Origin of the sequence: Longimicrobium sp. (genome assembly GCA_036389795.1) — a bacterium.
In the GTDB taxonomy this organism is placed as follows: domain Bacteria; phylum Gemmatimonadota; class Gemmatimonadetes; order Longimicrobiales; family Longimicrobiaceae; genus Longimicrobium.
This window is the reverse complement of record DASVWD010000053.1, coordinates 1-20823: the sequence shown is the minus strand read 5'-3', so window position 1 is coordinate 20823 and position 20823 is coordinate 1. Positions and strand designations below refer to the sequence as shown.

Sequence of the window (20823 nt, the reverse complement as noted above, 5' to 3'; positions counted from 1 at the left end):
CCCTCCCCGGCCCTCCCCCCGCTGCGCGGTGGGAGGGAGAACTACAACCCGTTTCATCCTCCGTGGTCGCGCGCAGCGCGGTGGAAGACTCAGGATGACTTCGTATGTGGCATGGGAATGCACAGTCGGTTTCGGAAGGTGGTATCACTCCGCCAGCGGCACGTGGTTCATGTGCTCGCTGCGCTGCGCCAGGTACGCCGACGGGGTCAGGCCGGAGAACGCCTGGAAGTCGTGGATGAAGTGCGCCTGGTCGAAGTAGCCGCACTCCAGCGCCACCCGCGCCCAGTCGACGCGCGGCTCCGGGTGGACCAGGCGCACCACCTCCTGGAAGCGGCGGACGCGGCAGAACAGCTTTGGCGTCAGTCCGACCTCGGCGCCGAAGAGCTCGATGAAGCGCCGCCGGCTGAAGCCGGTCTCCGCTGCCACCTCCGCGACGGTGCGGCCGGGCGCGCGAGCGAACTCCCGCAGCGCGCGGGCCACCGCCGGGTGGCGGGCCAGCGGGCGGACGGCGCGCGCCAGGAGGAAGTCTCCCAGGACGCGGAACCGGGCCTCCGGGGTCCGCGCCGCCAGGAGCCGCTCGCGCAGCTCGCCGGCCGCCGCGCCCCACAGGTCGTCGAGCGAAACGTGCAGGTTGTGCAGCTCGCCGGCGGGCGGGGCGAAGAACGGGAAGGCGCCGCCGGGCCTGAAGTGCACGCCCATCACCGACGCCTCGGCCACCGTGTCGATCTCGAAGAACTGCGAGTGCGCGCCGCAGACCACCGCGCCGCCCCCGCCGGCCGGGCCCTCGCGCAGGTCGATCACCAGCTCGACCGTGCCGGTCGGCAGGAGGCGCTCCCTGGCGTGCGGCGGCGCGTACCCCTCGTACAGCCAGAGCAGCGCCACGAGCTCGGACAGCGGAGGCGGGGGGACGACGGCGCGGTGCAGCATCGGTCCCTCGGGTGGCGGGGTCAGGCGCCCTGCTTCTGCCGGCCGGCCTCGTAGAGCGCGATCATCTTCTCCGGCGGCGTGCTGGCGATCGCCCGGCCGACGACGTCCAGCGGCAGGTCGTCGAGCGAGCGGAAGCGGATGCACGACTTGCCCATGTCGAGCTTCTTCCCGGCCTTGCGGAACTCCTCCTTGAGCCAGCCGTCGTGCTCGGGCCCCGCGTACGCGCCCAGCAGGTAGAGCGCGTAGTAGTTCTTCTGCGCCGCCAGCGCGGCGTAGCTGAGCGGCTGCTTGTTGTACGTGTCGGGGTAGCGCTCCAGCGGCACCTCGTAGCTGATCATCCCCCAGTTCATCGACTCCTGGTACCCCTCGGGGAGGTTGCGGAGGATCACGTCGCGCACCGCGGACACCACCTCGCGGCGGTCCTCGGGGAGCTGGTCCAGGTACTCCTGCACGCTGGCGGCGCTGCTCTTGGCCATGGGCTGGTCCTGTCGCGAGGGAGGATTCTACGACTCACGCGGGGGCCCGCGCGGCCCCGGTCTGCTCCTGCACGCTGCGATGGATGGTGGTCTCCAGCACGCCGGTGCTCCCGCAGCGGACGGGGGCGGACCCGACGTCCAGCGAGCGGGCGAAGGCCTCCGCCTCGGTGCGCACCCCGGTCATCCCGCCCTCGGCCGGGAGCAGCTGGCTGCGCACGGTGACGTACACGTCCAGGCCGCTCGCGCTGGCGTAGGCGCTGCTGCAGTTGAAGAACGCGGAGAGCGGCCGCCCGCCGATGCGCCGCAGCCGCTGGTTGGCGGCGCCCACGAGCTTCCCGGCCGAGTCCACCACGGTGAGCGGGATCCCGAGGTCCGCGTACACCCGGGAGAGCACGGGCCACACCCGGTCCGGCGGGGCGGCGACCGTGGCCGAGGCGACGCTCGCCTCGTGCGTCGTCTGCATGTGGCGCGTGGAGGTCGGCGTCTCGATCACCACCGTGGTGCGGTCCTCGCGGGCCGGCGGGATCGCGTGCGAGCCGGAGGCGCACCCGGCCAGGACGAGAAGCGCGAGAAGGCGGACGGAGCGGCTCATGCGGCCTGCGCGGGGTGAGGGGTCGCTCTTCGAGTCGTTCCCGCACAAGCTAAGCGGACGGACCCGGCGCGTCACGGGGGATCGGGGATGGGCGTTGATGGCGTGGATGATGTGCCGCATCCTCCGTGACTTCAGACCAGGAGCGAACCCTATGATCCGATCTTTCGTCCGCTCTCTCGCCGCGCTGTCCCTCCTGCTCGCCGCCACGCAGTGCGACTCGCCCACCGGGCCGCTGGAGGCGCCCGCCGCGTTCGAGCTGCGCACCGTCGACGGAGACGCGCTTCCGGCCGTGTGGGTCGAGAACGAGTTCGTGAAGACCGAGGTGCTCGCGGAAACGCTGTACCTCTACGGCGACGGCACCGGGCTGCAGCGCGCGACGTACCGCTCCACCCGGCCCGGCCAGGCGCCGGAGACCTACACCAGCGAGAGCCGCCTCGAGTACACCCTCGACGGCGCGCGCCTGGAGATCACCTTCGAGTGCCGCGACGTGGTCATCCGCCCGGCGGTCTGCCTGGCGGGACCGCACGCGGTGGGGCTCGCCTCGGACGACGTCCTCCGCCTGGCGACCTTCTTCGAGAACTCGGTGGTGTACCGCCGCGTCCAGGCGCCCGTCCCGGTGCCGGAGGGCTGAGCTACGTGGCCAGGCGCTCGCCCGCCAGGCGCGGCGCGACCAGGGCGGCGGCGGTGCGGCGCCGCCTCAGCTCGTCCACCACCCGCTCGGCCTGCCAGAGGTGGCGGTGCTGGTGGCGCGGGAGGATGCCCAGGCAGGCGAAGAGGTTGTAGCGGGCGCGGCCGTCCACCGGCGAGAGGATCCAGAGCTTCTGCAGCGGCAGCCCGTCGCTGGCGGCCACGCACTCGAGCTGCTCGCGCTGCAGCTGGTCGAAGCGGGCCACCAGCTCGGCCGCCGGCGCCGTCGCGGCGGGGAGGAAGGCGGCCGTCGTCTTCACCCGCAGCCGCACCGGGGGCGGCATGATGCGCCAGAGGAGCCAGCCCAGGGAGTCGCGGCGGTAGCGCGCGGGCGCCGGGGCGGACAGGGCGCGCCCGCGCTCGATCGCCGCGCGGACCCGCGGGAGGAAGGCCTCGGCGGTGCGGTTGAGGTGCTCCACGCAGTCGCCCACCGACCAGCGCCCCGGCTCGGGCCGCACCGCCCACAGCTCGGCCGGGAACGTCTCGGCCAGCCGGTGCAGCCGCGCCTGCGCCGCGCCGAAGTCGTCGGCGATCTCCTGCAGCTGTGGGTGCATGGGGCCGCTCCGCGCGAAGGCCGGGACAACCGATCCGTCGGGACCGGCTGAACATTGGCGCCGCCGGCCGCGCGAGCGCAAGCGAGCCGCGCGCCTACCCCGCCAGCCCCTTGCGGATCTCCGCGATCCAGCCGGGGGCCTGCACCCCCGCGAAGCGGAACGCCTCGTCGAACCCGTTCAGTACCCGCGCGGCCGCGCCGGGCTGCGACCGCTCGGGGACGTCGCGCAGCAGGCGCCGCAGGAAGTGCGCGATGGTGCCGGCGGGGAGGTCCCGGGAGGCGTCCTTCTGGTACAGGGCGAACCACACCTGCAGCTTGTCCCAGGTCTTCACGTACGGGGCGCTCCCGTCGATGACGCCGCGCAGGCCGGTGGGGCTCATCCCCAGGTCGCGCGCCACCGACCGCAGCGACGCGCGGGCCACCGCCTGTTCGAGCGCCTGGCGGATCTGCTCCAGCTCTTCGTCTTCGACCGGCGGCAGGTCGAGGCTCGCTTGTCGTCTTGGCACGGTCTCCATTCATGCGCGGGTGTTCACTTTGTTCGATTTTCACTAAAGGATACGGATTGGACGCCGCCGGTCAAGAGCCGTGGCGCACAGCCCGGGGGCCGGCGCGGTGGATCGCCATCGACGAGAACGGCGGGGGGAGGTCGCCAGGGCGGGTCCGCCGACGGGCAGAGAGTGGGACCGAGGCTCCGGGGTTGCCGAAAACGGCCGCTCTGCCTAGTTTTACAGGCTTTGCATCTCCCGCCCTCCGCGCGACTCCGCGGAGGGGCGGCGTTTTCGTTCCCGGCGGGGGTGGACTGCCCGTGTTCGACCAGCTCAGCGAAAAGCTCGAAGGCGTGCTCTCGGGCCTGCGGCAGCGCGGGGTCCTCACCGAGCCCATGATCCGCGAGGGGCTGCGCGAGATCCGCCGCGTGCTCCTGGAGGCCGACGTCAACTACCAGGTCACGCGCGACTTCATGAAGCGCGTGGAGGAGAAGGCGCTCGGCGAGCGGGTGCTCAAGTCGGTGACGCCCGGGCAGCAGCTCGTGAAGATCGTCTACGAGGAGCTGACCGCCATGCTGGGCGAGAAGCGCGCCCCGCTGGCCCTGGCCCCGATCCCCCCCACCGTCGTCATGGTCGTGGGCCTGCAGGGCTCCGGCAAGACGACCACCGCCGGGAAGATCGCGCGCAAGATGAAGCGCGAGATGCGCCGCGTGCGCATGGTGGCGGCCGACGTCTACCGCCCGGCCGCCGTCGAGCAGCTGCAGACGCTGGGCGAGCAGGTGGGCGTGCCCGTCTACGCCGAGCCGGGCTCGAAGGACGTGGTCGGCATCGCGAAGCGGGCGCTGGAGCTGGCCCGGAGCGAGCGCGACCAGGTGGTGATCGTCGACACCGCCGGCCGGCTGCAGATCGACGAGGAGATGATGGCCGAGCTCGGGCGCCTGAAGGAGGCGCTGCAGCCGCACGAGATCCTCCTCGTGGCCGACGGGATGATCGGCCAGGAGTCGGTGAACGTGGCGCAGGGCTTCGACCAGGCGCTCGGTGTCTCCGGCGTGGTGCTCACCAAGATGGACGGCGACGCCCGCGGCGGCGCCGCGCTCTCCATCTACGGCGTCACGAAAAAGCCGATCAAGTTCCTGGGCGTGGGCGAGAAGCTCGACGGGCTGGAGGAGTTCCACCCCGAGCGGATGGCGGGGCGCATCCTGCAGCAGGGCGACGTCGTCTCGCTGGTGGAGAAGGCGCAGCGCTCGTTCGACCAGGAAGAGGCGGCCAAGCTGGAGCGCAAGGTGATGGGCGGCGGGCGCTTCGACCTGGAGGACTTCCTGGTCGCGCTGCGCCAGATGCAGAACCTGGGGCCGCTGGAGAACCTGCTGAAGCTGATCCCGGGCGTGAACAGCAAGATGCTGAAGAACGTCAAGGTCGATCCGCAGCGCTTCAAGCACATCGAGGCGATCATCCTGTCGATGACGCCCCAGGAGCGGCGCCGCCCCGAGATGCTGAACGGCTCGCGCCGCGCCCGCATCGCCCGCGGCTGCGGCCGCCCGGTGGCCGAGATCAACCGGCTGCTGGAGCAGTTCAAGGAGATGCAGAAGTTCATGAAGCAGATGAAGGGCCTGCAGGGCATGATGCCGAAGGGCGGCGGCGTGCCCAGGCTTCCGTTCGGGGGGATGCCCCGGATGTGATCGTCCTTAGTCCTGAGTGCTTAGTGCTTTAGTGGAAACTACTAAGGACTAAGGACTAAGCACTAAGGACCAAGGACTTGCAGTTCTCGATCGTCCGCCGCGCCGCGCGAACGCCGGGGGCCGGACGCCACCAGTCAACCTTGAGGAGAGAACCGAGATGGCGCTGAAGATCCGTCTTCGCCGCATGGGCCGGAAGAAGGCCCCGCACTACCGCATCGTGGTCGCCGAGAGCACCATGCCCCGCGACGGCCGCTTCGTGGCCACCGTCGGGCACTACAACCCCACCACCCGGCCCGAGACCCTCAAGGTCGACCGGGACAGGGCCAACGCCTGGCTCGAGAAGGGCGCCGTTCCCACCGACACCGTCCGCTCGCTGCTGCGCAGGGCCGGCGTCGACGCGCCGGCCGCCGAGGGGGCCGTGGAGAGCGTCGTCGAGACCGTGAAGGGCGCCGCCGGCAAGGCCGGCAAGGCCGTGAAGGGCGCCGCCGCCAAGGCCGCCGACGTGGCCAAGGACGCCGCCGGGGCCGTCGCCTCGGCGGCCGCGAGCGTGGCGGAGACCGTCGTCGACACCGTGAAGGACGCCGCCGGGGCCGTCGCCGACCGGGTGTCGGGCGGCGACCAGCCCCCCGTGGCCGCCGAGGCGGCCACCGAGGTGGGCGTGGGCCCCGAGGCGGGCGAGCCCGTGGCGCTGGAGGCCGAGGCCACCGAGCCCACCCCCGAGGCGACCGCTCCCGCGGGCGCCGACGAGGCGGCCGAGACGCCGGTGGCCGCGGACGCCGAGGCCACCGAGCCGGCGGCCGGGGGCGAGGACGAGAAGACGGCCTGAGCGCCGTCTCCGGTGAGCTGAGATGGACGACGCACAGCCCGGGTTCCTGATCGTCGGCGCGGTGCAGAAGCCGCACGGCATCAAGGGCGAGCTGTTCGTCCGCCTGGAGACCGACCGCCCCGACGCCGTTTTCCGCCCGGGGCGCGTCCTCCGGCTGGGCGACGCCCAGGGGCGGCCGGCGGGCGGCGAGCTCACGGTCGAGCGGGCCCGCGCCTTCAAGGGCGGGCTCCTGCTCAAGGCGGCCGAGCACGGCCAGCGCACCGCCGAGGTCGACGCGCTCAGGGGGAAGACGCTCCTGATCCCCGCGGCCGAGGCGGTCGCTCCCGACGAGGACGAGGTGTTCTACCACCAGCTCGTCGGGCTCAGGGTCACCGCCGCCGGCGAGGCGGTGGGGACGGTGCGCGACGTCTACGAGATGCCCTCCGGGGTGCTGCTGGGGATCGAGCGCGCGGGAAAGAAGGAGCTGCTCGTCCCCTTCGTGCGCGATCTGGTGGGCAGGGTCGACGTGGCCGCCGGCGTGCTGGAGCTCGAGGCCGTGCCCGGGCTGCTGGACCTGTGATGCGGATCAACGTCGTCACCCTCTTCCCGGACTTCTTCCGGGGGCCGCTGTCGCTGTCGATCCCCGCGCGGGCGGCCGCCGCCGGGCTGGTGACGTACCACCTGGTGCAGCTGAGGGACTTCACCCGCGACCGCCACCAGACGGTGGACGACCTGCCGTACGGCGGCGGGAGCGGGATGGTGATGAAGCCCGACCCGTTCTTCGAGGCGGTGGAGTCGCTCGCCGCCCCGGGGAAGGACCGCCCCGAGGGGCCGATCCTGCTGATGTCGGCGCGGGGGAGGCGCTTCCGCCACGACGACGCGGTGCGGCTCTCGCTGGCGAGCCAGCTGACGCTGCTCTGCGGGCACTACAAGGACGTGGACCACCGGGTGGCCGAGGCGCTGGCGACCGAGGAGGTCTCGCTGGGGGACTTCATCGTCTCCGGCGGCGAGATCCCGGCGCTGGCCGTGCTCGACGCGGTGGTCCGGCTGCTGCCGGGCGCCATCTCCGACCACGAGAGCGCGTCCACCGACAGCTTCTACGAGGGGTGGCTCTCCCCCCCCTCCTACACGCGCCCCGCGGAGTACCGGGGCCTTAAGGTCCCCGACGTGCTGCTGTCGGGCGACCACGCCCGGATCGCCGCGTGGCGGCGGGCCGAGGCGGAGAGGCTCACGCGCGAGCGGCGCCCGGAGCTCCTGGAGGAGCACCCGGAACACGGTTGACGTTGGGCGCCGGGGCGTTCGTCGCCGGCCCAACCTCTCATCACTTCAGACACGAAGGAAGGATCGCCATGCATCCGTTCATCGAGACCCAGCAAGAGTACCTGCGGGACAACGTCCCCAGCTTCCGCCCCGGCGACACCGTGCGCGTGAACGTGCGCGTGCGCGAGGGCGACAAGGAGCGGATCCAGGCGTTCGAGGGCGTCTGCATCGGCCGCAAGCACGGCGGCGTCAGCGAGACGTTCAAGGTGCGCAAGATCTCGGGCGGGGTGGGCGTGGAGCGCACCTTCCCCCTGCACTCGCCGATGATCGCCTCGATCGAGCTGGTGCGCGAGGGCCGGGTGCGCCGCGCCAAGCTGTACTACCTGCGCAACCTGCGCGGCAAGGCCGCCCGCATCCGCGAGCGCCGCGCCAAGTAGGACCCCGTCCGCACGGACCGACGCTTCCTTCCCGACGCGGGGCGCGCCGCCAGAGCGCGCCCCGCGGCCGTGAAGGAGCGGGTCGTCACAACTTCGTCCAGCCGCGCGTTCTCGGCGGAACTTCCCCGGGGCTCCGCAGTAACAGCACGGCCCGTCGTTCCCCAACGCACGCTCTCCCGCAGAATCCCGATGCGCAACGCCATCCGCTTCGTTCTTCCGCTCGCCCTCGTGCTCGTGAGCCTCCCCGCCGCCGCGCAGCGGCTGCCGGGCGCCCCTCCCAGCGATCCAGCCGAGCGGGGTGTCGCCCGCAGCCAGTACAACCAGGACGTGCTGCGCGCGCACGAGGCGCTGGTGCGGCACTGGATGGAGGCGTGGTCCAGGGGCGACGCGAAGGAGGTGGGGCGCAGCTACGCCGAGACGGCCACGGTGGTCTTCGACGCGCAGGAGAAGGCGCAGGGGAAGAACGCGGTGGAGCAGTGGCTGCAGCGCTCCGTCGCCGAGATGTCGGAGGTGCGCACGGCGCTCACCGACTTCCGGGCGAGCGGCGCGCTGGCCTACGCGTACGGCACCTTCTCGTACCAGCCGCGCTCCGCGCCGGGCGAGACCGCGTCGCCGGTCACCGGCACCTACGTGGCCGTGCTGGTGGAGGAGCGCGGGCGCTGGAAGTACCAGACGCAGGTCTTCATCCCCGACGCGCCCCGGGCGCCGGCGGCGGCGGTCGGCGGCAACTGACGTCCGCCCGAAGCGGACCCGTCGCGGGGCGCGCGGTTGTGCGCGCCCCGCGATTGTTTTATCCTCTCCGCAGTCCCCCAGCTCCGCGTACTTCCCTCCCCGCATTCCCCCGTGGCGACCTCGTCGAAGAAGAAGCCCCCCAAACGCAAGCGGAAGCCGACCGTAGCGCGCCTCAGGAAGCTGCTGGCGGCGGAGTGGGGGCTGTGGGACCGCGGCTGCGCGCACGTGGCGGGGGTCGACGAGGTGGGGCGGGGGCCGCTGGCCGGGCCGGTGGTGGCGGCGGCGGTGATCCTCCCCGAGGGGTGCTGGATCGAGGGGGTGGACGACAGCAAGAAGCTCACGCCCGAGAAGCGCGCGGCGCTCTACGAGCGGATCGTCTCCTCGTGCGTCTGCTGGGGGGTGGGCGCCGCCAGTCCGGCGGTGATCGACCGCATCAACATCCGCCGGGCCACGGCGCTGGCGATGCAGCGCGCGATCCGCCGCCTCTCCTGCCCGCCGGGGCACCTGCTGGTGGACGGGCTGGCGGTCCCCGAGCTGGGGCTGGAGGCGCAGACGGCCGTCGTGGACGGCGACGCGAAGGTGCACTGCATCGCCGCGGCGTCGATCCTGGCCAAGGTCACCCGCGACCGGCTGATGGAGAAACTCGCCGCGCGCCACCCGCTCTACGGGTGGGACCGCAACAAGGGGTACGGGACGGCGGAGCACCTGGAGGCGCTGGACCGGCACGGCCCCACGCGCCACCACCGACAGAGCTTCCAGCCGGTGCAGTACACCTTCGAGGACATGCTCTCCGTCGCGCAGCTGGCAGAGGAAGCGTACTGAGGATGCACACCGAGCACCTGCAGAACGTCCGCCCCTCGTGGGTCGCCTTCGGCTGGTTCCTGGGCGCGGCGGTCACCTCGGCGCTCCTGATCGCGCTGATCGCGGTGGGGCTGGTCGACCGGACGGGGGACGGCGGGGGCCCGTGGGTGCTGCTGGCGATGTTCCTGGGGTTCGCGGCGGGCGGCTACTTCGTGGGCGCGCGGGTGGGCGCCGCGCCGATCCTGCACGCGGTGGGGATCGGGCTGTTCTCGATCGTGGTGTGGTTCCTGGCCAACCTGCTCTTCGGCGAGACCTTCGACGCCGAGACGTGGAACTCACTTTCGCCCGCCTTCACCGCCGGCCTCCTCCTCCTGCAGATGGTCGCCGCCGCCCTGGGCGCGCGCGTCGGCTCGCGCGAGGCGCGGGCGGCCCGTGCGGCGAGCGGCTGATCCCCGACGACCTTCGATCCGCCTGGCGAAGGGGCCGGCGACCCCGCACGGGTCGCCGGCCCTTTTCAGCCTTCCCCCCCCCGGCGTGGTGACGTGGAGCGTGAGTCCACCGTCAGTATCCCACACCCCACACCTCTCTGCCCCTCGATTCCCCTGGGAGCGCTCCCTGGCGGGAGCGGCTCCGGAATCGGCCACCAGCGTCCCCCCGTCCCACGCATGCGCCTTCCATTTTCCGCCCGCATCCTCCTGGGCTGCTGCATCTTCACCGTGTCGGCCGCGGCCGTCGCGCGCGTACAGACCACGCGGATGCTGGTGCGGGTGTACGACCCGCGCCTGGCGCCGCCGCCGCTGGAGCCCTCCGCGGCCGACAGCCTGCTGCTGCAGCGCGAAGTGCGGCCGGCGGCGCATCGCCGGTGGGAGGGGACGCTCGACGACTGCGGCGACGACTTCGAGGTGATGGGTGCGGCGGACGGCTCGTTCACGCGCCCGGGCGCGCGGCAGCGGGTGCTCCTGTACCGCTACTGCTTCGTGTCGCACGTGATCGGCGGACTGGGCGGGATCGCCGTGGTGGAGGATGGGCGCGTGGTGGCGCACTTCCCGTTCGTGACGACGGCCACCGGCATCGCGGCCGTCCCCGACCTGAACGGCGACGGCCGGTCGGAGCTGCTCATCGGCGACGGCGGCTACCTGATGGGCGAGAGCTGGTCCTACGCCTCCTTCGCCGCCGTCGAGCCCGGCGGGCGCGGCCTCCGCTGGCTCGGCGCCTTCGACACGGGCCACGACGACTGCGGCATGGATCGCGACCGCCCCCGCCGCGAGGGAGCGGTGCTGCTCGCCCGCCCCGGGGCGCGCCCGGCGTTCTTCCGCCAGCGGCTCACGGCCGGCTGCGGCGACGCCTCGCGCTGGGTCCGCCGCGGCTGGCTGGAGCCCGCCGTGCCGGCCGACGAACAGCTGGCGGCCACCTGGCCGCCCGGGCTCCGGTGATCGAAAGCCGTGGCTCCAGCGGCGGCCCCGGCCCCGGGCTCCTCGCGGCCTCGACGCGATGAGCCGTGTGGGGGACGATCCGGTCAGCTCTGCGCCAGGTCTCTCACCGTCGCGTCGATCCAGCGCGCGATCCGCTCCCGCTCGCTCTCCGGCCGCTCGAGCTGGCTCACCCGCAGCTTCAGCTTGTTGACGCGGATCAGGCCTTCGGCGACGAGGGTGCGCACGAAGGCGCGGTCCTTCTCCCGGAACGCGGCCAGCTTGCTCGCGGCCAGGTCGTGGGCCTCGACGCACCTGCCCGTCCTGTACAGCGTGCCGGCGGTCTGGATGCGGCGCACCCGCCGCTCCCACCCGCGCGGGAGCGACGCGGCTTCGACGGTGAGCCCGTGCACGTAGAAGCCGTGCGTGGCGTGGAAGCGCGAGTCCTCGCCCAGCACCGCGTCGATGCGGTCGGCGGCCGCGGGGTCGCCCGAGCAGGGCGCGATGTCGGCCTCCATCGACTGCCGCAGGGCGGCGGGGGCGTCCGGGTACTGGGCCAGGATGGCCTGCGAGCCGAAGACCACCACCTCGTCCTCGCCGGCCACGTCGCAGGCGGCGCGGATGGCGTGCTCGAGCTCCGCGCGGGTCACCGCTCCGTCTCCGCCTGGAGGGCCGCCCGCTCCGCGTCGGTCAGCGCGGGGAGGAAGGGGTTGCTCTGGCGCAGCCGGGTCGGCCACTCCCCCGGATCGAGGAGGACGTACTGCAGCCGGGGGATCGACGCGGTGTCCAGCAGGTGGAGCCACTCGGCCAGCTCGTTCGCCTCGCGCTCGGACGCCCGGTGCGTCCGGTGGACGAGCCAGCTCCGCGCGCGGCGCGGCAGGGTGGGGTCGCGGTCCAGCCGCCGCGCGATCCAGGCGGCGGTGCGCAGCGCCTGGCGTTCCCTCTCCTCGTGCGTCACCGCTTTTCGCGGCGCTTCCGCGGCCGGCGCCCGGGAGGCGTCCGCGTACGTAAGCGGATGCGGGCCGAGCAGCGGGGTCGCTTTCTCCAGGCGGGCCTTCTCCTCCGGACCGGCCGCGAGGAGGTCCGCCCCGGTCCACACCCGGAGCTCGACGGTGACGTCGTACCGCCGCTCGACCGCGCCCACCGCCTCCCGCAGCGCGCCGGCCAGGCTCGCCGCCTTGCGCGCCGCCGCGAGCACCCCCACAGTCAGGGGCCGGTCGGGCTCGCCGGCGTGGGCCTCGGTCCAGGCGGCGCGGACGCCTAGCTCCGTGCGCTCGATCACCGCCCGCAGCTCGTCCGCCAGGGCAGCGCCGCGCGCCGCCTCGGCCTGGAAGAGGGCCGCGAGCCAGGCGTGCAGGGGGTGCTCCTCGCGGAGCTGCACGGCCTGGCGCGCGCCGGCGCCGACGAACGACACGATGCCGGTGCGGCGCAGCTTCTCCAGCGCCGCGAACACGCCGGGAACCGACAGCTCGGCGCGGCTCGCGAGCTCGGTGCGCGCCAGCGGCCCCCCGGCGAGGCAGAGCTCGCGCAGGATGCGGACGTTCGCCTCGGTGCCGAGGATGCGGTTCAGCGGCGCCTCAAGCGCGTTCTGCTGGGTCTTGATCGGGCGCATGTGCAGAAACTAAACTATTAGAGAAGAACTTCGTTATAGTTTAAGCCATCGGTGTGCCCGAAGCAACGCCGCTGATACGGCGTGTCGCGAGAGATTCACCTTCCAGGGGTGTGGAGTCGGAACCGAAGTGAGCTACGCAGAGAAGATCGCCGCGGAGCTGGGGCTCCGCGTGCCGCAGGTGCGCGCGGCGCTGGAGCTGCTCGGCGGGGGGAACACCATCCCCTTCATCGCCCGCTACCGGAAGGAGGCGACGGGGGAGCTGGACGAGGTGCAGCTGCGCGACGTGCGCGACCGGCACGAGTACCTCACCGAGCTGGACGAGCGCCGCGCGGCGATCCTCAAGTCCATCGACGAGCAGGGGAAGCTCACGCCGGAGCTCAGGGCCGCCGTCGGGCGCGCGGAGACCAAGCAGGCGCTCGAGGACCTCTACCTCCCCTACAAGCCCAGGCGCCGCACCCGCGCAACCATAGCCGCCGAGCGCGGGCTGGGTCCCCTGGCCGAGCTGCTGTGGGCGGGGAGGACGTCGGACGCGGAGCTGCACGAGGCGGCCGCGGCGTTCGTCGACCCCGAGAAGCAGGTTGCCGGCGTGGACGACGCGCTGGCGGGGGCGCGCGACATCGTGGCCGAGCGCGTGTCCGACGACGCGGCCACGCGGGCGTACGTGCGCGAGCAGGTGCGCGAGAAGGGCGTGCTGGAGAGCCGCGCGGCGCGGGGGAAGGAGGGCGAGGTCTCCAAGTTCCAGGACTACTACGACTTCTCCGGCCCGGTGAAGACGCTCCCCGGCCACCGCGTGCTGGCCGTCCGCCGCGGCGAGGCGGAGGAGTTCCTCACCGCGCGCATCGTGGCGCCCGACGAGGAGATCCTGGCGGTGCTGCGCCGCAAGTACACGGCGGACCACCGCGCGCCGGAGCAGATGGGCCAGGCCGTCGACGACGCGTACCGGCGGCTCGTCTCCCCCTCCGTCGAGGTGGAGGTGCGCATGGAGCTGAAGACGCGCGCCGACGAGGAGGCGATCGCCATCTTCGGCAAGAACCTGGAGGCGCTGCTGCTGGCCCCGCCCGCGGGCGAGCGCACCGTGCTGGGGATCGACCCCGGCTACCGCACCGGGTGCAAGCTGGCGGTGGTGAGCCGCACGGGGGCGCTGCTGGCCACGGGCCACGTCTACCTGCACCAGGAAGACCGGGCCAGGCGCGACCTGGCGCGGATCGTCGAGGAGCACGGCGTGGAGCTGGTGGCCGTGGGCAATGGCACGGCGAGCCGCGAGACGGAGAAGCTGGCGAAGGAGGCGGTGCGCGAGATCCCGGCCGAGCGGCGCCCGGTGGTCGTCATGGTGAACGAGGCGGGGGCGTCGGTCTACTCGGCGAGCGACCTGGCGCGCGAGGAGCTGCCGGAGCTGGACCTGACGCTGCGCTCGGCGGTGTCCATCGCGCGGCGGCTGCAGGACCCGCTGGCCGAGCTGGTGAAGATCGACCCCAAGTCGATCGGCGTCGGCCAGTACCAGCACGACGTGTCACAGGTGAAGCTCAAGCGGCGCCTGGACGAGACGGTGGAGAGCTGCGTGAACCGCGTGGGCGTGGAGCTGAACACGGCCTCGCCGGCGCTGCTGGGCTACGTGGCGGGGATCGGGCCCACGGTGGCGCAGAAGATCGTGCGGCACCGCGACTCGGCCGGCCCCTTCCGCTCGCGCGCGGAGGCGACGAAGGTGCCCGGGCTGGGGCCGAAGACCTTCGAGCAGGCCGCCGGCTTCCTGCGCGTGCGCGGCGGCGAGCACCCGCTGGACGCGAGCGCCGTGCACCCGGAGCGCTACGCGCTGGTGGAGCGCATCGCGGCCGACGTGGGCGTGCGGCTGGAGTCGCTGGTGGGGAACGAGGCGGCGGTGGCGAAGATCGAGCCGCGCCGCTACGTGGGCGACGGGGTGGGGCTGCCGACGCTGGAGGACATCCTGGCGGAGCTCCGCAAGCCCGGCCGCGACCCGCGCCAGGCGTTCGAGGCGCCCGTCTTCCGCGACGACGTGCAGACGCTGGAGGACCTGAAGGAGGGGATGACGCTGCAGGGGACGGTGACCAACGTGGTGGCGTTCGGCGCCTTCGTGGACGTGGGCGTGCACCAGGACGGGCTGGTGCACGTCTCGGAGCTGTCGAACCGCTTCGTGAAGGACCCCAACCAGGTGGTGCGCCCCGGCGACCGCGTCACCGTGCGCGTGCTCTCGGTGGACGTGAAGCGCCAGCGGATCGCCCTCAGCATGAAGGACCCGTCGGCGCCGCCGCGTCCGACGCAGAAGAGTGGAGATCAGAGGAAGGACGGCGACGGGCGGAAGGGCGGGGGAGAGCGCAGGCCCGCCCCCGAGCCGCCGAAGCCAGGCTTCGCGCCGAACGGGATGCGGATCGTAAGAAAGTAGAGGGATGCGGACCTCGTCCGGCCGACGGACCGGGAAAACGGCAGGGCCTCACGCAGAGTCAGCAGAGTCAGCAGAGTCAGCAGAGAACCCCTCGCAGTCCTCTGCTGACTCTGCGTGAGAAAAGTCGTTCCGGACCCGGTAGGATAAATCCTTGCCCGACCATCGTTCGTACTGAGACGGAGATGGAGGTGCGGTGATCCGACCCACGTCGATCGAAGATCATCGGCTTCCTTGCGTTCGGCGTTTGGTGACAACACCTTAGAGGCGGCGGTTCCGCTCCGGACGGAAACCGCCGTTCGTCCGGCGCCGCTCCTTCCGGCCACCCCCTGCCGCTCCCGGGCCCCGACCATGCGCTGCACCAGCTGCCAGTTCGAGAACCCGCCCGGCATGAAGTTCTGCGGCCAGTGCGGCGCGAAGCTGGCGCCGCAGTGCCCCGCGTGCGGCCGCGAGAACCCCGCGGGCTTCCGCTTCTGCGGCTACTGCGGCTCGCCGCTCTCCGCCGACGCGCCGCCGAGCGCGCCCGCTTCCCCCGCCGACGGGCCGATCCACATCGGCATCCCCGCCGCCGACGCGCCGCCCTCGGGCCCGTTCGCGCACAACAACGCCGAGCGGCGCCAGCTCACGGTGATGTTCTGCGACCTGGTGGGCTCCACCCGGCTCTCGGCCACCCTCGACGCCGAGGAGCTGCGCGACGTGGTGGCCGCGTACCAGACGGTGTGTGCCGAGGCCATCGAGACCAACGAGGGCTACATCGCGCAGTACCTGGGCGACGGCGTGCTGGCGTACTTCGGCTACCCGCACAGCACCGAGCGCGAGGCCAGCCGCGCCGTGCGCGCCGGCCTGGCCGTGGTGCGCGGCATCCGCCGCCTGGGCGAGCGGCTGGAGAAGGAGCGCGGGATCGGGATGGCCGTGCGCGTGGGGATCCACACCGGCGTGGTGGTGATCGGCGAGATCGGGGCGGGGCAGCGGCGCGAGAACCTGGCGCTGGGCGAGACCCCCAACCTGGCCGCGCGGCTGCAGAGCCTGGCCGAGCCGAACACCGTGGTGGTGAGCGGCGACACCCAGCGGCTGATCCGCGGCGAGTTCGAGTGCGAGGACCTGGGGGCCCGGAGCGTGGCCGGCATCCCCGCGCCCGTGCAGCTCTGCCGCATCACCCGCGACCTGGCGTCCGAGCTGGCGGCGGCGCACCGGCCCGAGCGCGCCGAGCCGATCGTGGGGCGCGAGCAGGAGCTGGCGTTCCTGCGCGGGTGCTGGGAGCACGTGCTGGAGGGGTGCGGCCAGGTGGTGCTGGTGTCGGGCGACGCGGGGATCGGCAAGTCGAGCCTGATGCACGCCTTCGCGGCCGCGGTGGGCGCCGACGTGCTGGTGCTGGACACCCGCTGCCTCCCGTACTTCCACACCACCGCCTACCAGCCGGTGGTGGAGCTGCTGCAGGACCTGCTGGGGTGCCCCGCCGGCGAGCCGCCCGAGCGCAAGCTGCACTGCCTGGGGAGCCTGCTGGAGCACCAGGGGCTCCCCCTGGACGAGATGATGCCGATCTTCGCCTCGGTCCTCTCGCTCCCCTACGAGGGGGGCGCGGCGGGCGCCGAGTCGCCCCAGCAGCGGGCCGAGCGCACCCGCTCGGCGCTGCTGCAGCTCTTGACCGGAGCGGCGGCCGAGCGGCCCCTCCTGCTCTGCGTGGAGGACCTGGACTTCGCCGACCCCTCCACGCTGGAGCTGCTGGGGGTGCTGGTGCGGCAGGTGCCCACGCAGCGCATCCTGGCGCTCTTCAGCCACCGCCCCGACTTCCAGCCGCCCTGGGGCCGCCTCGCCCACCAGTCGGTCCTCTCGGTGGCGGGGCTGGGGCAGCCCGAGGTGGAGGAGATCGTCGCGCGCCTCACGGGGGGGAAGGCGCTGCCGCCCGAGGTGTCGGCGCAGATCCTGGAGCGCACCGACGGGGTGCCGCTCTTCGTGGAGGAGCTCACCAAGATGGTGCTGGAGTCGGGGCTCCTGAGGGACGCCGGCGACCGCTACGAGCTGGTGGGCGGGGTGCTCCCGCCCCTGGCCATCCCCGCCACGCTGCACGACTGGCTGGAGGCGCGGCTCGACCGCCTGGCCGCCACCAAGGAGCTGGCCCAGCTGGGCGCGGTGCTGGGGCGCGAGTTCGGCTACGAGCTGCTGCGCGCCGTGAGCGACGTGGACGAGGCGGAGCTGCGCCGGGCGCTGGTGCAGCTGGTGGAGGCGGAGCTCCTCTACGAGCGCGGGGTGCCGCCCGACGCGGTGTACTCGTTCAAGCACGCGCTCATCCAGGAGGCGGCGTACCAGTCGCTGCTGAGGGGGGTGCGGCAGACCTGGCATCACCGCGCGGCCCTCGCGCTGGAGGAGCGCTTCCCCGACGAGGCGGCGGCGCACCCGGAGCGGGTGGCGCAGCACTACACCGCCGCGGGGCTCCCGGAGCCGGCGGTCGCGGCCTGGACCCGCGCGGGGCGCCGGGCGGTGGAGCGCTCGGCCAACCAGGAGGCGGTGGCGCACCTGCGCCAGGGCCTGGAGCTGCTCGAGAGCCTCCCCGCGGGCCCGGAGCGCGACCGGCGCGAGCTGGCGCTCCTGGTGGCGCTGGGGCCCGCGCTGGTGGTCACGCAGGGGCACGCCGCGCAGGAGGTGCGCGACACCTACGAGCGCGCCCTGGCGCTGGCGCGCGCGCTGGGGGTGGAGCATGAGCACCTGGAGATCATGGGAGGCCTCTTCGCCGCGTACTTCGTCCGCTCGGAGGTGGCCGAGGCGTTCGAGCTCGCGCGCGAGATGCTGCGCTCGGCCGCCGCCGACCGGCAGTCGGAGTGGGAGGGGCCGGCGCTGGTGGCGATCGGGGTGGCGCTGCTCAAGGGCGGCTCGCTCCCCGACGCGCGCGACCACCTGGAGCGGGGACTGAAGCTCTACGACCCGGCGCGGCACTTCGCCCTGGCGCACGCCATGGGGCAGGACTTCGGGGTGGTGGCGTGGAGCTACAGCGCGTTCGTGCACTTCGCGCTGGGCTACCCCGACGAGGCGCTCCGGCGCGCGCGGCGGGCGGCCGAGCTGGCCCGCGAGCTGAACCACCCGCACAGCCTGGCCTTCGCGCTCACCTTCAACGCCTCGCTGCACTTCTTCCGGGGCGAGCCCGAGGCGGCGCTGGCCGTGGCCGACGAGATCGAGGAGCTGGCCCGGCGCGAGGGGTTCCCGCACTGGGGGCTGGACGCGCCCCCCATGCGCGCCTGGGCGCTGGCCGCGCAGGGCCGGCTGGAGGAGGCGCTGGCCGCGGCCGCCGCCGTGGACGTGGACGGACTGATGCGGGGGATGGGGGCGGGCCCGGGGATGTACCGGGTGCACGTGCTGGCGCAGTCGTACCTGAGCGCGGACCGGGTGGAGATGGCCGAGCCGCTGCTGGAGCGCCTGGAGGCGCTGCTGGAGGAGGAGGCGCCGGGGACGTGGTGGAAGGCCGAGGTGCACCGGGCGCAGGCGGTCGCGCTGGGGCGGCTGGGGCGCGCCGACCAGGCGCGCGCCCAGCTGGAGCGGGCCGTGGAGATCGCCCGCGCGGCGGGGACGCCGCTCCTGCTGCTGCGCGCGCTGGTGGACCTGGCGCGGCTGCGCGGCGGGGTGGACCCGGAGCTGCGCGCCGCGCTGGAGGAGGCCTGCCGCGCCCTGTCCGACGCCGGCGAGCTGGAGGAGGTGTGCCAGGCCCGCGCGCTGCTGCAGACGCCGGGGCGCGAGGCGGAGCTGGTGGAGGCCTGACGGCGGGGGGGACGGGGTACAGCGGAATTCCTGGACAAAGTTCAATCTGTTTCTTTTGGGAACCAGAACGCATGCCCGGCAGCGTGGGATCGTACCATTTTTCCCAAAACGGTTCTGACCCTGATCTGCCGACGAAAAGCCTCACACGGAGTCAACGGAGTCAACAGAGAACCCCACAGTTCTCCGTTAACTCCGTTGACTCCGTGTGAGACATTTCAGCTGCCGGTCTTGATCCGGACGATCCTCCGGAAATGGGATCGGAGAAGTCGGCATCACACCGATGCAGGGGGTGTCGCGGGTGGTCGGGGCGCACTAGGCACCGGCGTCTCCGGCGCGTAGTTTCAGCCCCCGCTCCCGCGGCCGGCGGGGGCCGCGTCATGCCGAAATGGCTGGCTCGAATCTTGATTGGTCCGGGACAATCCACGCAAGTCTGGTTCGAGCACCCGCCGTGGGTTTCGGCGGCACGGCACCGCCGGGGCGGGAGTTCCGGAACACCTTCCAGAACAAGAGGATCGGCCATGTGCGGGATCGTGGGATACATCGGCGACCGGCAGGTCGCCCCGCTCCTGATCCAGGGGCTCAAGCGGCTGGAGTACCGCGGCTACGACTCGGCGGGGATCGCCGTGGGGAAGAACGGCAACCTGCTGGTGCGCAAGGAGGCCGGCAAGATCGCCGAACTGGAGAAGCTGATCTCGGCCGACCCCGTGGACGGCGTCTACGGGATCGGCCACACGCGCTGGGCCACGCACGGCCCGCCCAACCAGACGAACGCCCACCCCCACACCTCCGAGAAGGGCGACTTCGCGGTGGTCCACAACGGGATCATCGAGAACGCCGGAGCGCTCCGGAGGGTGCTGCAGGAGAAGGGGCACGTCTTCAGTTCCGAGACCGACAGCGAGGTGCTGGTGCACCTGATCGAGGAGATCTTCAACACCACCAGCGACCACCGCGCCGGCAAGCTGGAGCGCGCGGTGGAGGCGGCGCTGGGGATGATCGAGGGGACCTACGGGATCGCGGTGATCTCCACCCGCGACCCCGGCAAGATCGTGGCGGCGCGGCTGGGCAGCCCGCTCCTGATCGGGGTGGGCGACGACGGCGAGACGTTCGTGGCCAGCGACGCCGCGGCGGTGATCGCCCACACGCGCGACGTGATCTACCTGGACGACGGCGACATGGTGACGGTGACGGAGAACGGCTACACCGTCCACCGCCGCGGGCAGGGCCCCGTGGACCGGCCGATCAGCCACGTCGACTGGGACCTGGACGAGGTGGAGCGCGGGGGGTACCCGCACTTCATGCTCAAGGAGATCATGGAGCAGCCCACCACGCTGCGCGAGACCATGCGCGGGCGGCTCCTGGCCGAGGAGGGGAGCGTCAAGCTGGGTGGGCTCACCGGGATGGACGAGGAGCTGCGCGACATCCAGCGCATCATCATCCTGGGGTGCGGCACCAGCTGGCACTCGGGCCTCATCGGCGAATACATGCTGGAAGACATCGCCCGCATCCCCACCGACGTGGAGTACGCCAGCGAGTTCCGCTACCGCCGCCCGGTGGTGGAGCCGAACACGCTCACCATCTCCATCAGCCAGAGCGGCGAGACGGCCGACACGCTGTGGGCCATGCGCGAGGCCAAGCAGCAGGGCGCCACCACGCTGGGGATCGTGAACGCGGTGGGCAGCACCATCGCGCGCGAGACCGACGCGGGGGTGTACCTGCACGCCGGGCCCGAGATCGGGGTGGCGTCGACCAAGGCGTTCACCAGCCAGGTGGTGGTGCTGGCGCTGATGACCGTGCACCTGGGGCGGCTGCGCGGGACGCTCTCGGCCAGCCGCGGCCGCGAGATCGTGCGGGCGCTGCAGCAGCTCCCCGAGCAGGTCTCCCACCTGCTGGAGCTGGACGACGCCATCAAGAAGCTGGCGGAGGAGTACAGGGACTCGAAGAACTTCCTGTACCTGGGGCGCGGCTACAACTTCCCGGCGGCGCTGGAGGGGGCGCTGAAGCTGAAGGAGATCAGCTACATCCACGCGGAAGGCTACCCGGCGGCGGAGATGAAGCACGGCCCGATCGCGCTGATCGACGAGCAGATGCCGGTGGTGATCATCGCGCCCAAGGACGCGGTCTACGACAAGGTGCGCAGCAACATCGACGAGGTGAAGGCGCGCGGCGGCTGCATCATCGGCGTGATCAGCGAGGACGACCACGAGCTGCTGGACGTGGTGGACCACG

At 72.7% G+C, this 20823-nt stretch carries 20 protein-coding genes; 13 read left to right on the top strand and 7 right to left on the bottom strand.

Translation table 11 applies throughout. The features are described 5' to 3' along the window. Positions 1-144 precede the first annotated feature (144 nt). The 3 genes from VF746_06030 to VF746_06020 are packed head-to-tail and all read right to left on the bottom strand — an operon-like array spanning position 145 to position 1995. Positions 145-927 carry an AraC family transcriptional regulator gene (locus tag VF746_06030; GenBank protein HEX8691955.1) on the bottom strand — a complete coding sequence of 261 codons (783 nt, stop codon included), beginning with the start codon at positions 925-927 and terminating at the stop codon, positions 145-147. 20 nt (positions 928-947) lie between these two features. After that, positions 948-1403 carry a DUF1801 domain-containing protein gene (locus VF746_06025; protein HEX8691954.1) on the bottom strand — a complete coding sequence of 152 codons (456 nt, stop codon included), beginning with the start codon at positions 1401-1403 and terminating at the stop codon, positions 948-950. Between the two features lie 34 nt (positions 1404-1437). Continuing rightward, the gene (locus VF746_06020) at positions 1438-1995 is read right to left on the bottom strand and encodes a hypothetical protein (protein ID HEX8691953.1); all 558 of its coding nucleotides are present in this window, start codon (positions 1993-1995) and stop codon (positions 1438-1440) included. Between the two features lie 151 nt (positions 1996-2146). Here VF746_06020 and VF746_06015 point away from each other — a divergent pair, with 151 nt between their 5' ends. Further along, positions 2147-2626 (top strand): hypothetical protein, encoded by a 480-nt coding sequence (locus VF746_06015; protein ID HEX8691952.1) that lies wholly within the window; start codon positions 2147-2149, stop codon positions 2624-2626. 1 nt (position 2627) lies between these two features. Here VF746_06015 and VF746_06010 read toward each other — a convergent pair whose 3' ends face one another. Together VF746_06010 and VF746_06005 are read right to left on the bottom strand one after the other, a co-directional pair. After that, entirely contained in the window at positions 2628-3236 is a 609-nt protein-coding gene (locus VF746_06010; GenBank protein ID HEX8691951.1) for a DinB family protein, read from the bottom strand. A gap of 94 nt (positions 3237-3330) precedes the next feature. Continuing rightward, positions 3331-3741: a hypothetical protein gene (locus VF746_06005; protein ID HEX8691950.1), complete on the bottom strand. Its 411-nt coding sequence runs from the start codon at positions 3739-3741 to the stop codon at positions 3331-3333. Positions 3742-4040: 299 nt separating this feature from the next. Between VF746_06005 and ffh the strand changes: the two genes are divergently transcribed. The 9 genes from ffh to VF746_05960 all read left to right on the top strand — a co-directional run bounded on the left by ffh (position 4041) and on the right by VF746_05960 (position 10867). Beyond that, positions 4041-5399 (top strand): signal recognition particle protein, encoded by a 1359-nt coding sequence (gene ffh, locus VF746_06000; GenBank protein HEX8691949.1) that lies wholly within the window; start codon positions 4041-4043, stop codon positions 5397-5399. Between the two features lie 157 nt (positions 5400-5556). Beyond that, positions 5557-6225, top strand: coding sequence for a 30S ribosomal protein S16 (rpsP, locus tag VF746_05995; protein HEX8691948.1), 669 nt, complete (start codon positions 5557-5559; stop codon positions 6223-6225). 22 nt (positions 6226-6247) lie between these two features. Then, complete coding sequence (rimM, locus tag VF746_05990) at positions 6248-6784, top strand: ribosome maturation factor RimM (GenBank protein ID HEX8691947.1); 537 nt, start codon at positions 6248-6250, stop codon at positions 6782-6784. Next, entirely contained in the window at positions 6784-7485 is a 702-nt protein-coding gene (gene trmD, locus VF746_05985) for a tRNA (guanosine(37)-N1)-methyltransferase TrmD (GenBank protein HEX8691946.1), read from the top strand. Before rimM ends, trmD begins: the two co-directional genes overlap by 1 nt. Before the next feature lie 68 nt (positions 7486-7553). Then, complete coding sequence (rplS, locus tag VF746_05980; protein ID HEX8691945.1) at positions 7554-7901, top strand: 50S ribosomal protein L19; 348 nt, start codon at positions 7554-7556, stop codon at positions 7899-7901. 189 nt (positions 7902-8090) lie between these two features. Continuing rightward, entirely contained in the window at positions 8091-8633 is a 543-nt protein-coding gene (locus VF746_05975) for a nuclear transport factor 2 family protein (GenBank protein ID HEX8691944.1), read from the top strand. Between the two features lie 111 nt (positions 8634-8744). Then, positions 8745-9455 carry a ribonuclease HII gene (locus VF746_05970; protein ID HEX8691943.1) on the top strand — a complete coding sequence of 237 codons (711 nt, stop codon included), beginning with the start codon at positions 8745-8747 and terminating at the stop codon, positions 9453-9455. A 2-nt stretch (positions 9456-9457) separates the two neighbouring features. After that, complete coding sequence (locus tag VF746_05965; protein HEX8691942.1) at positions 9458-9883, top strand: hypothetical protein; 426 nt, start codon at positions 9458-9460, stop codon at positions 9881-9883. 216 nt (positions 9884-10099) lie between these two features. After that, complete coding sequence (locus tag VF746_05960; protein ID HEX8691941.1) at positions 10100-10867, top strand: hypothetical protein; 768 nt, start codon at positions 10100-10102, stop codon at positions 10865-10867. A gap of 83 nt (positions 10868-10950) precedes the next feature. On the opposite strand, the gene VF746_05955 is transcribed toward VF746_05960, so the two are convergent. Then, positions 10951-11493, bottom strand: a complete 543-nt coding sequence (locus VF746_05955; protein HEX8691940.1) for a DUF6036 family nucleotidyltransferase — start codon at positions 11491-11493, stop codon at positions 10951-10953. Further along, positions 11490-12455 carry a hypothetical protein gene (locus tag VF746_05950; protein ID HEX8691939.1) on the bottom strand — a complete coding sequence of 322 codons (966 nt, stop codon included), beginning with the start codon at positions 12453-12455 and terminating at the stop codon, positions 11490-11492. Before VF746_05950 ends, VF746_05955 begins: the two co-directional genes overlap by 4 nt. A gap of 127 nt (positions 12456-12582) precedes the next feature. On the opposite strand from VF746_05950, the gene VF746_05945 reads away from it, so the two are divergent. From VF746_05945 to glmS, 3 genes are all read left to right on the top strand, one after another. After that, positions 12583-14853, top strand: coding sequence for a Tex family protein (locus tag VF746_05945; GenBank protein ID HEX8691938.1), 2271 nt, complete (start codon positions 12583-12585; stop codon positions 14851-14853). Between the two features lie 348 nt (positions 14854-15201). Further along, on the top strand, positions 15202-18597 hold the full coding sequence (locus VF746_05940) for an adenylate/guanylate cyclase domain-containing protein (protein HEX8691937.1): 3396 nt from the start codon (positions 15202-15204) through the stop codon (positions 18595-18597). A gap of 518 nt (positions 18598-19115) precedes the next feature. Next, the coding region (glmS, locus tag VF746_05935) for a glutamine--fructose-6-phosphate transaminase (isomerizing) (protein ID HEX8691936.1) at positions 19116-20823 on the top strand (1708 nt) is incomplete at its 3' end.

Coding starts and splice junctions, on each gene's coding strand:
- VF746_06030 (HEX8691955.1), bottom strand. CDS start 927: ATGCTGCACCGCGCCGTCGTCCCCCCGCCTCCGCTGTCCGAGCTCGTG.
- VF746_06025 (HEX8691954.1), bottom strand. CDS start 1,403: ATGGCCAAGAGCAGCGCCGCCAGCGTGCAGGAGTACCTGGACCAGCTC.
- VF746_06020 (HEX8691953.1), bottom strand. CDS start 1,995: ATGAGCCGCTCCGTCCGCCTTCTCGCGCTTCTCGTCCTGGCCGGGTGC.
- VF746_06015 (HEX8691952.1), top strand. CDS start 2,147: ATGATCCGATCTTTCGTCCGCTCTCTCGCCGCGCTGTCCCTCCTGCTC.
- VF746_06010 (HEX8691951.1), bottom strand. CDS start 3,236: ATGCACCCACAGCTGCAGGAGATCGCCGACGACTTCGGCGCGGCGCAG.
- rpsP (HEX8691948.1), top strand. CDS start 5,557: ATGGCGCTGAAGATCCGTCTTCGCCGCATGGGCCGGAAGAAGGCCCCG.
- rimM (HEX8691947.1), top strand. CDS start 6,248: ATGGACGACGCACAGCCCGGGTTCCTGATCGTCGGCGCGGTGCAGAAG.
- trmD (HEX8691946.1), top strand. CDS start 6,784: ATGCGGATCAACGTCGTCACCCTCTTCCCGGACTTCTTCCGGGGGCCG.
- rplS (HEX8691945.1), top strand. CDS start 7,554: ATGCATCCGTTCATCGAGACCCAGCAAGAGTACCTGCGGGACAACGTC.
- VF746_05975 (HEX8691944.1), top strand. CDS start 8,091: ATGCGCAACGCCATCCGCTTCGTTCTTCCGCTCGCCCTCGTGCTCGTG.
- VF746_05965 (HEX8691942.1), top strand. CDS start 9,458: ATGCACACCGAGCACCTGCAGAACGTCCGCCCCTCGTGGGTCGCCTTC.
- VF746_05960 (HEX8691941.1), top strand. CDS start 10,100: ATGCGCCTTCCATTTTCCGCCCGCATCCTCCTGGGCTGCTGCATCTTC.
- VF746_05950 (HEX8691939.1), bottom strand. CDS start 12,455: ATGCGCCCGATCAAGACCCAGCAGAACGCGCTTGAGGCGCCGCTGAAC.
- VF746_05940 (HEX8691937.1), top strand. CDS start 15,202: ATGCGCTGCACCAGCTGCCAGTTCGAGAACCCGCCCGGCATGAAGTTC.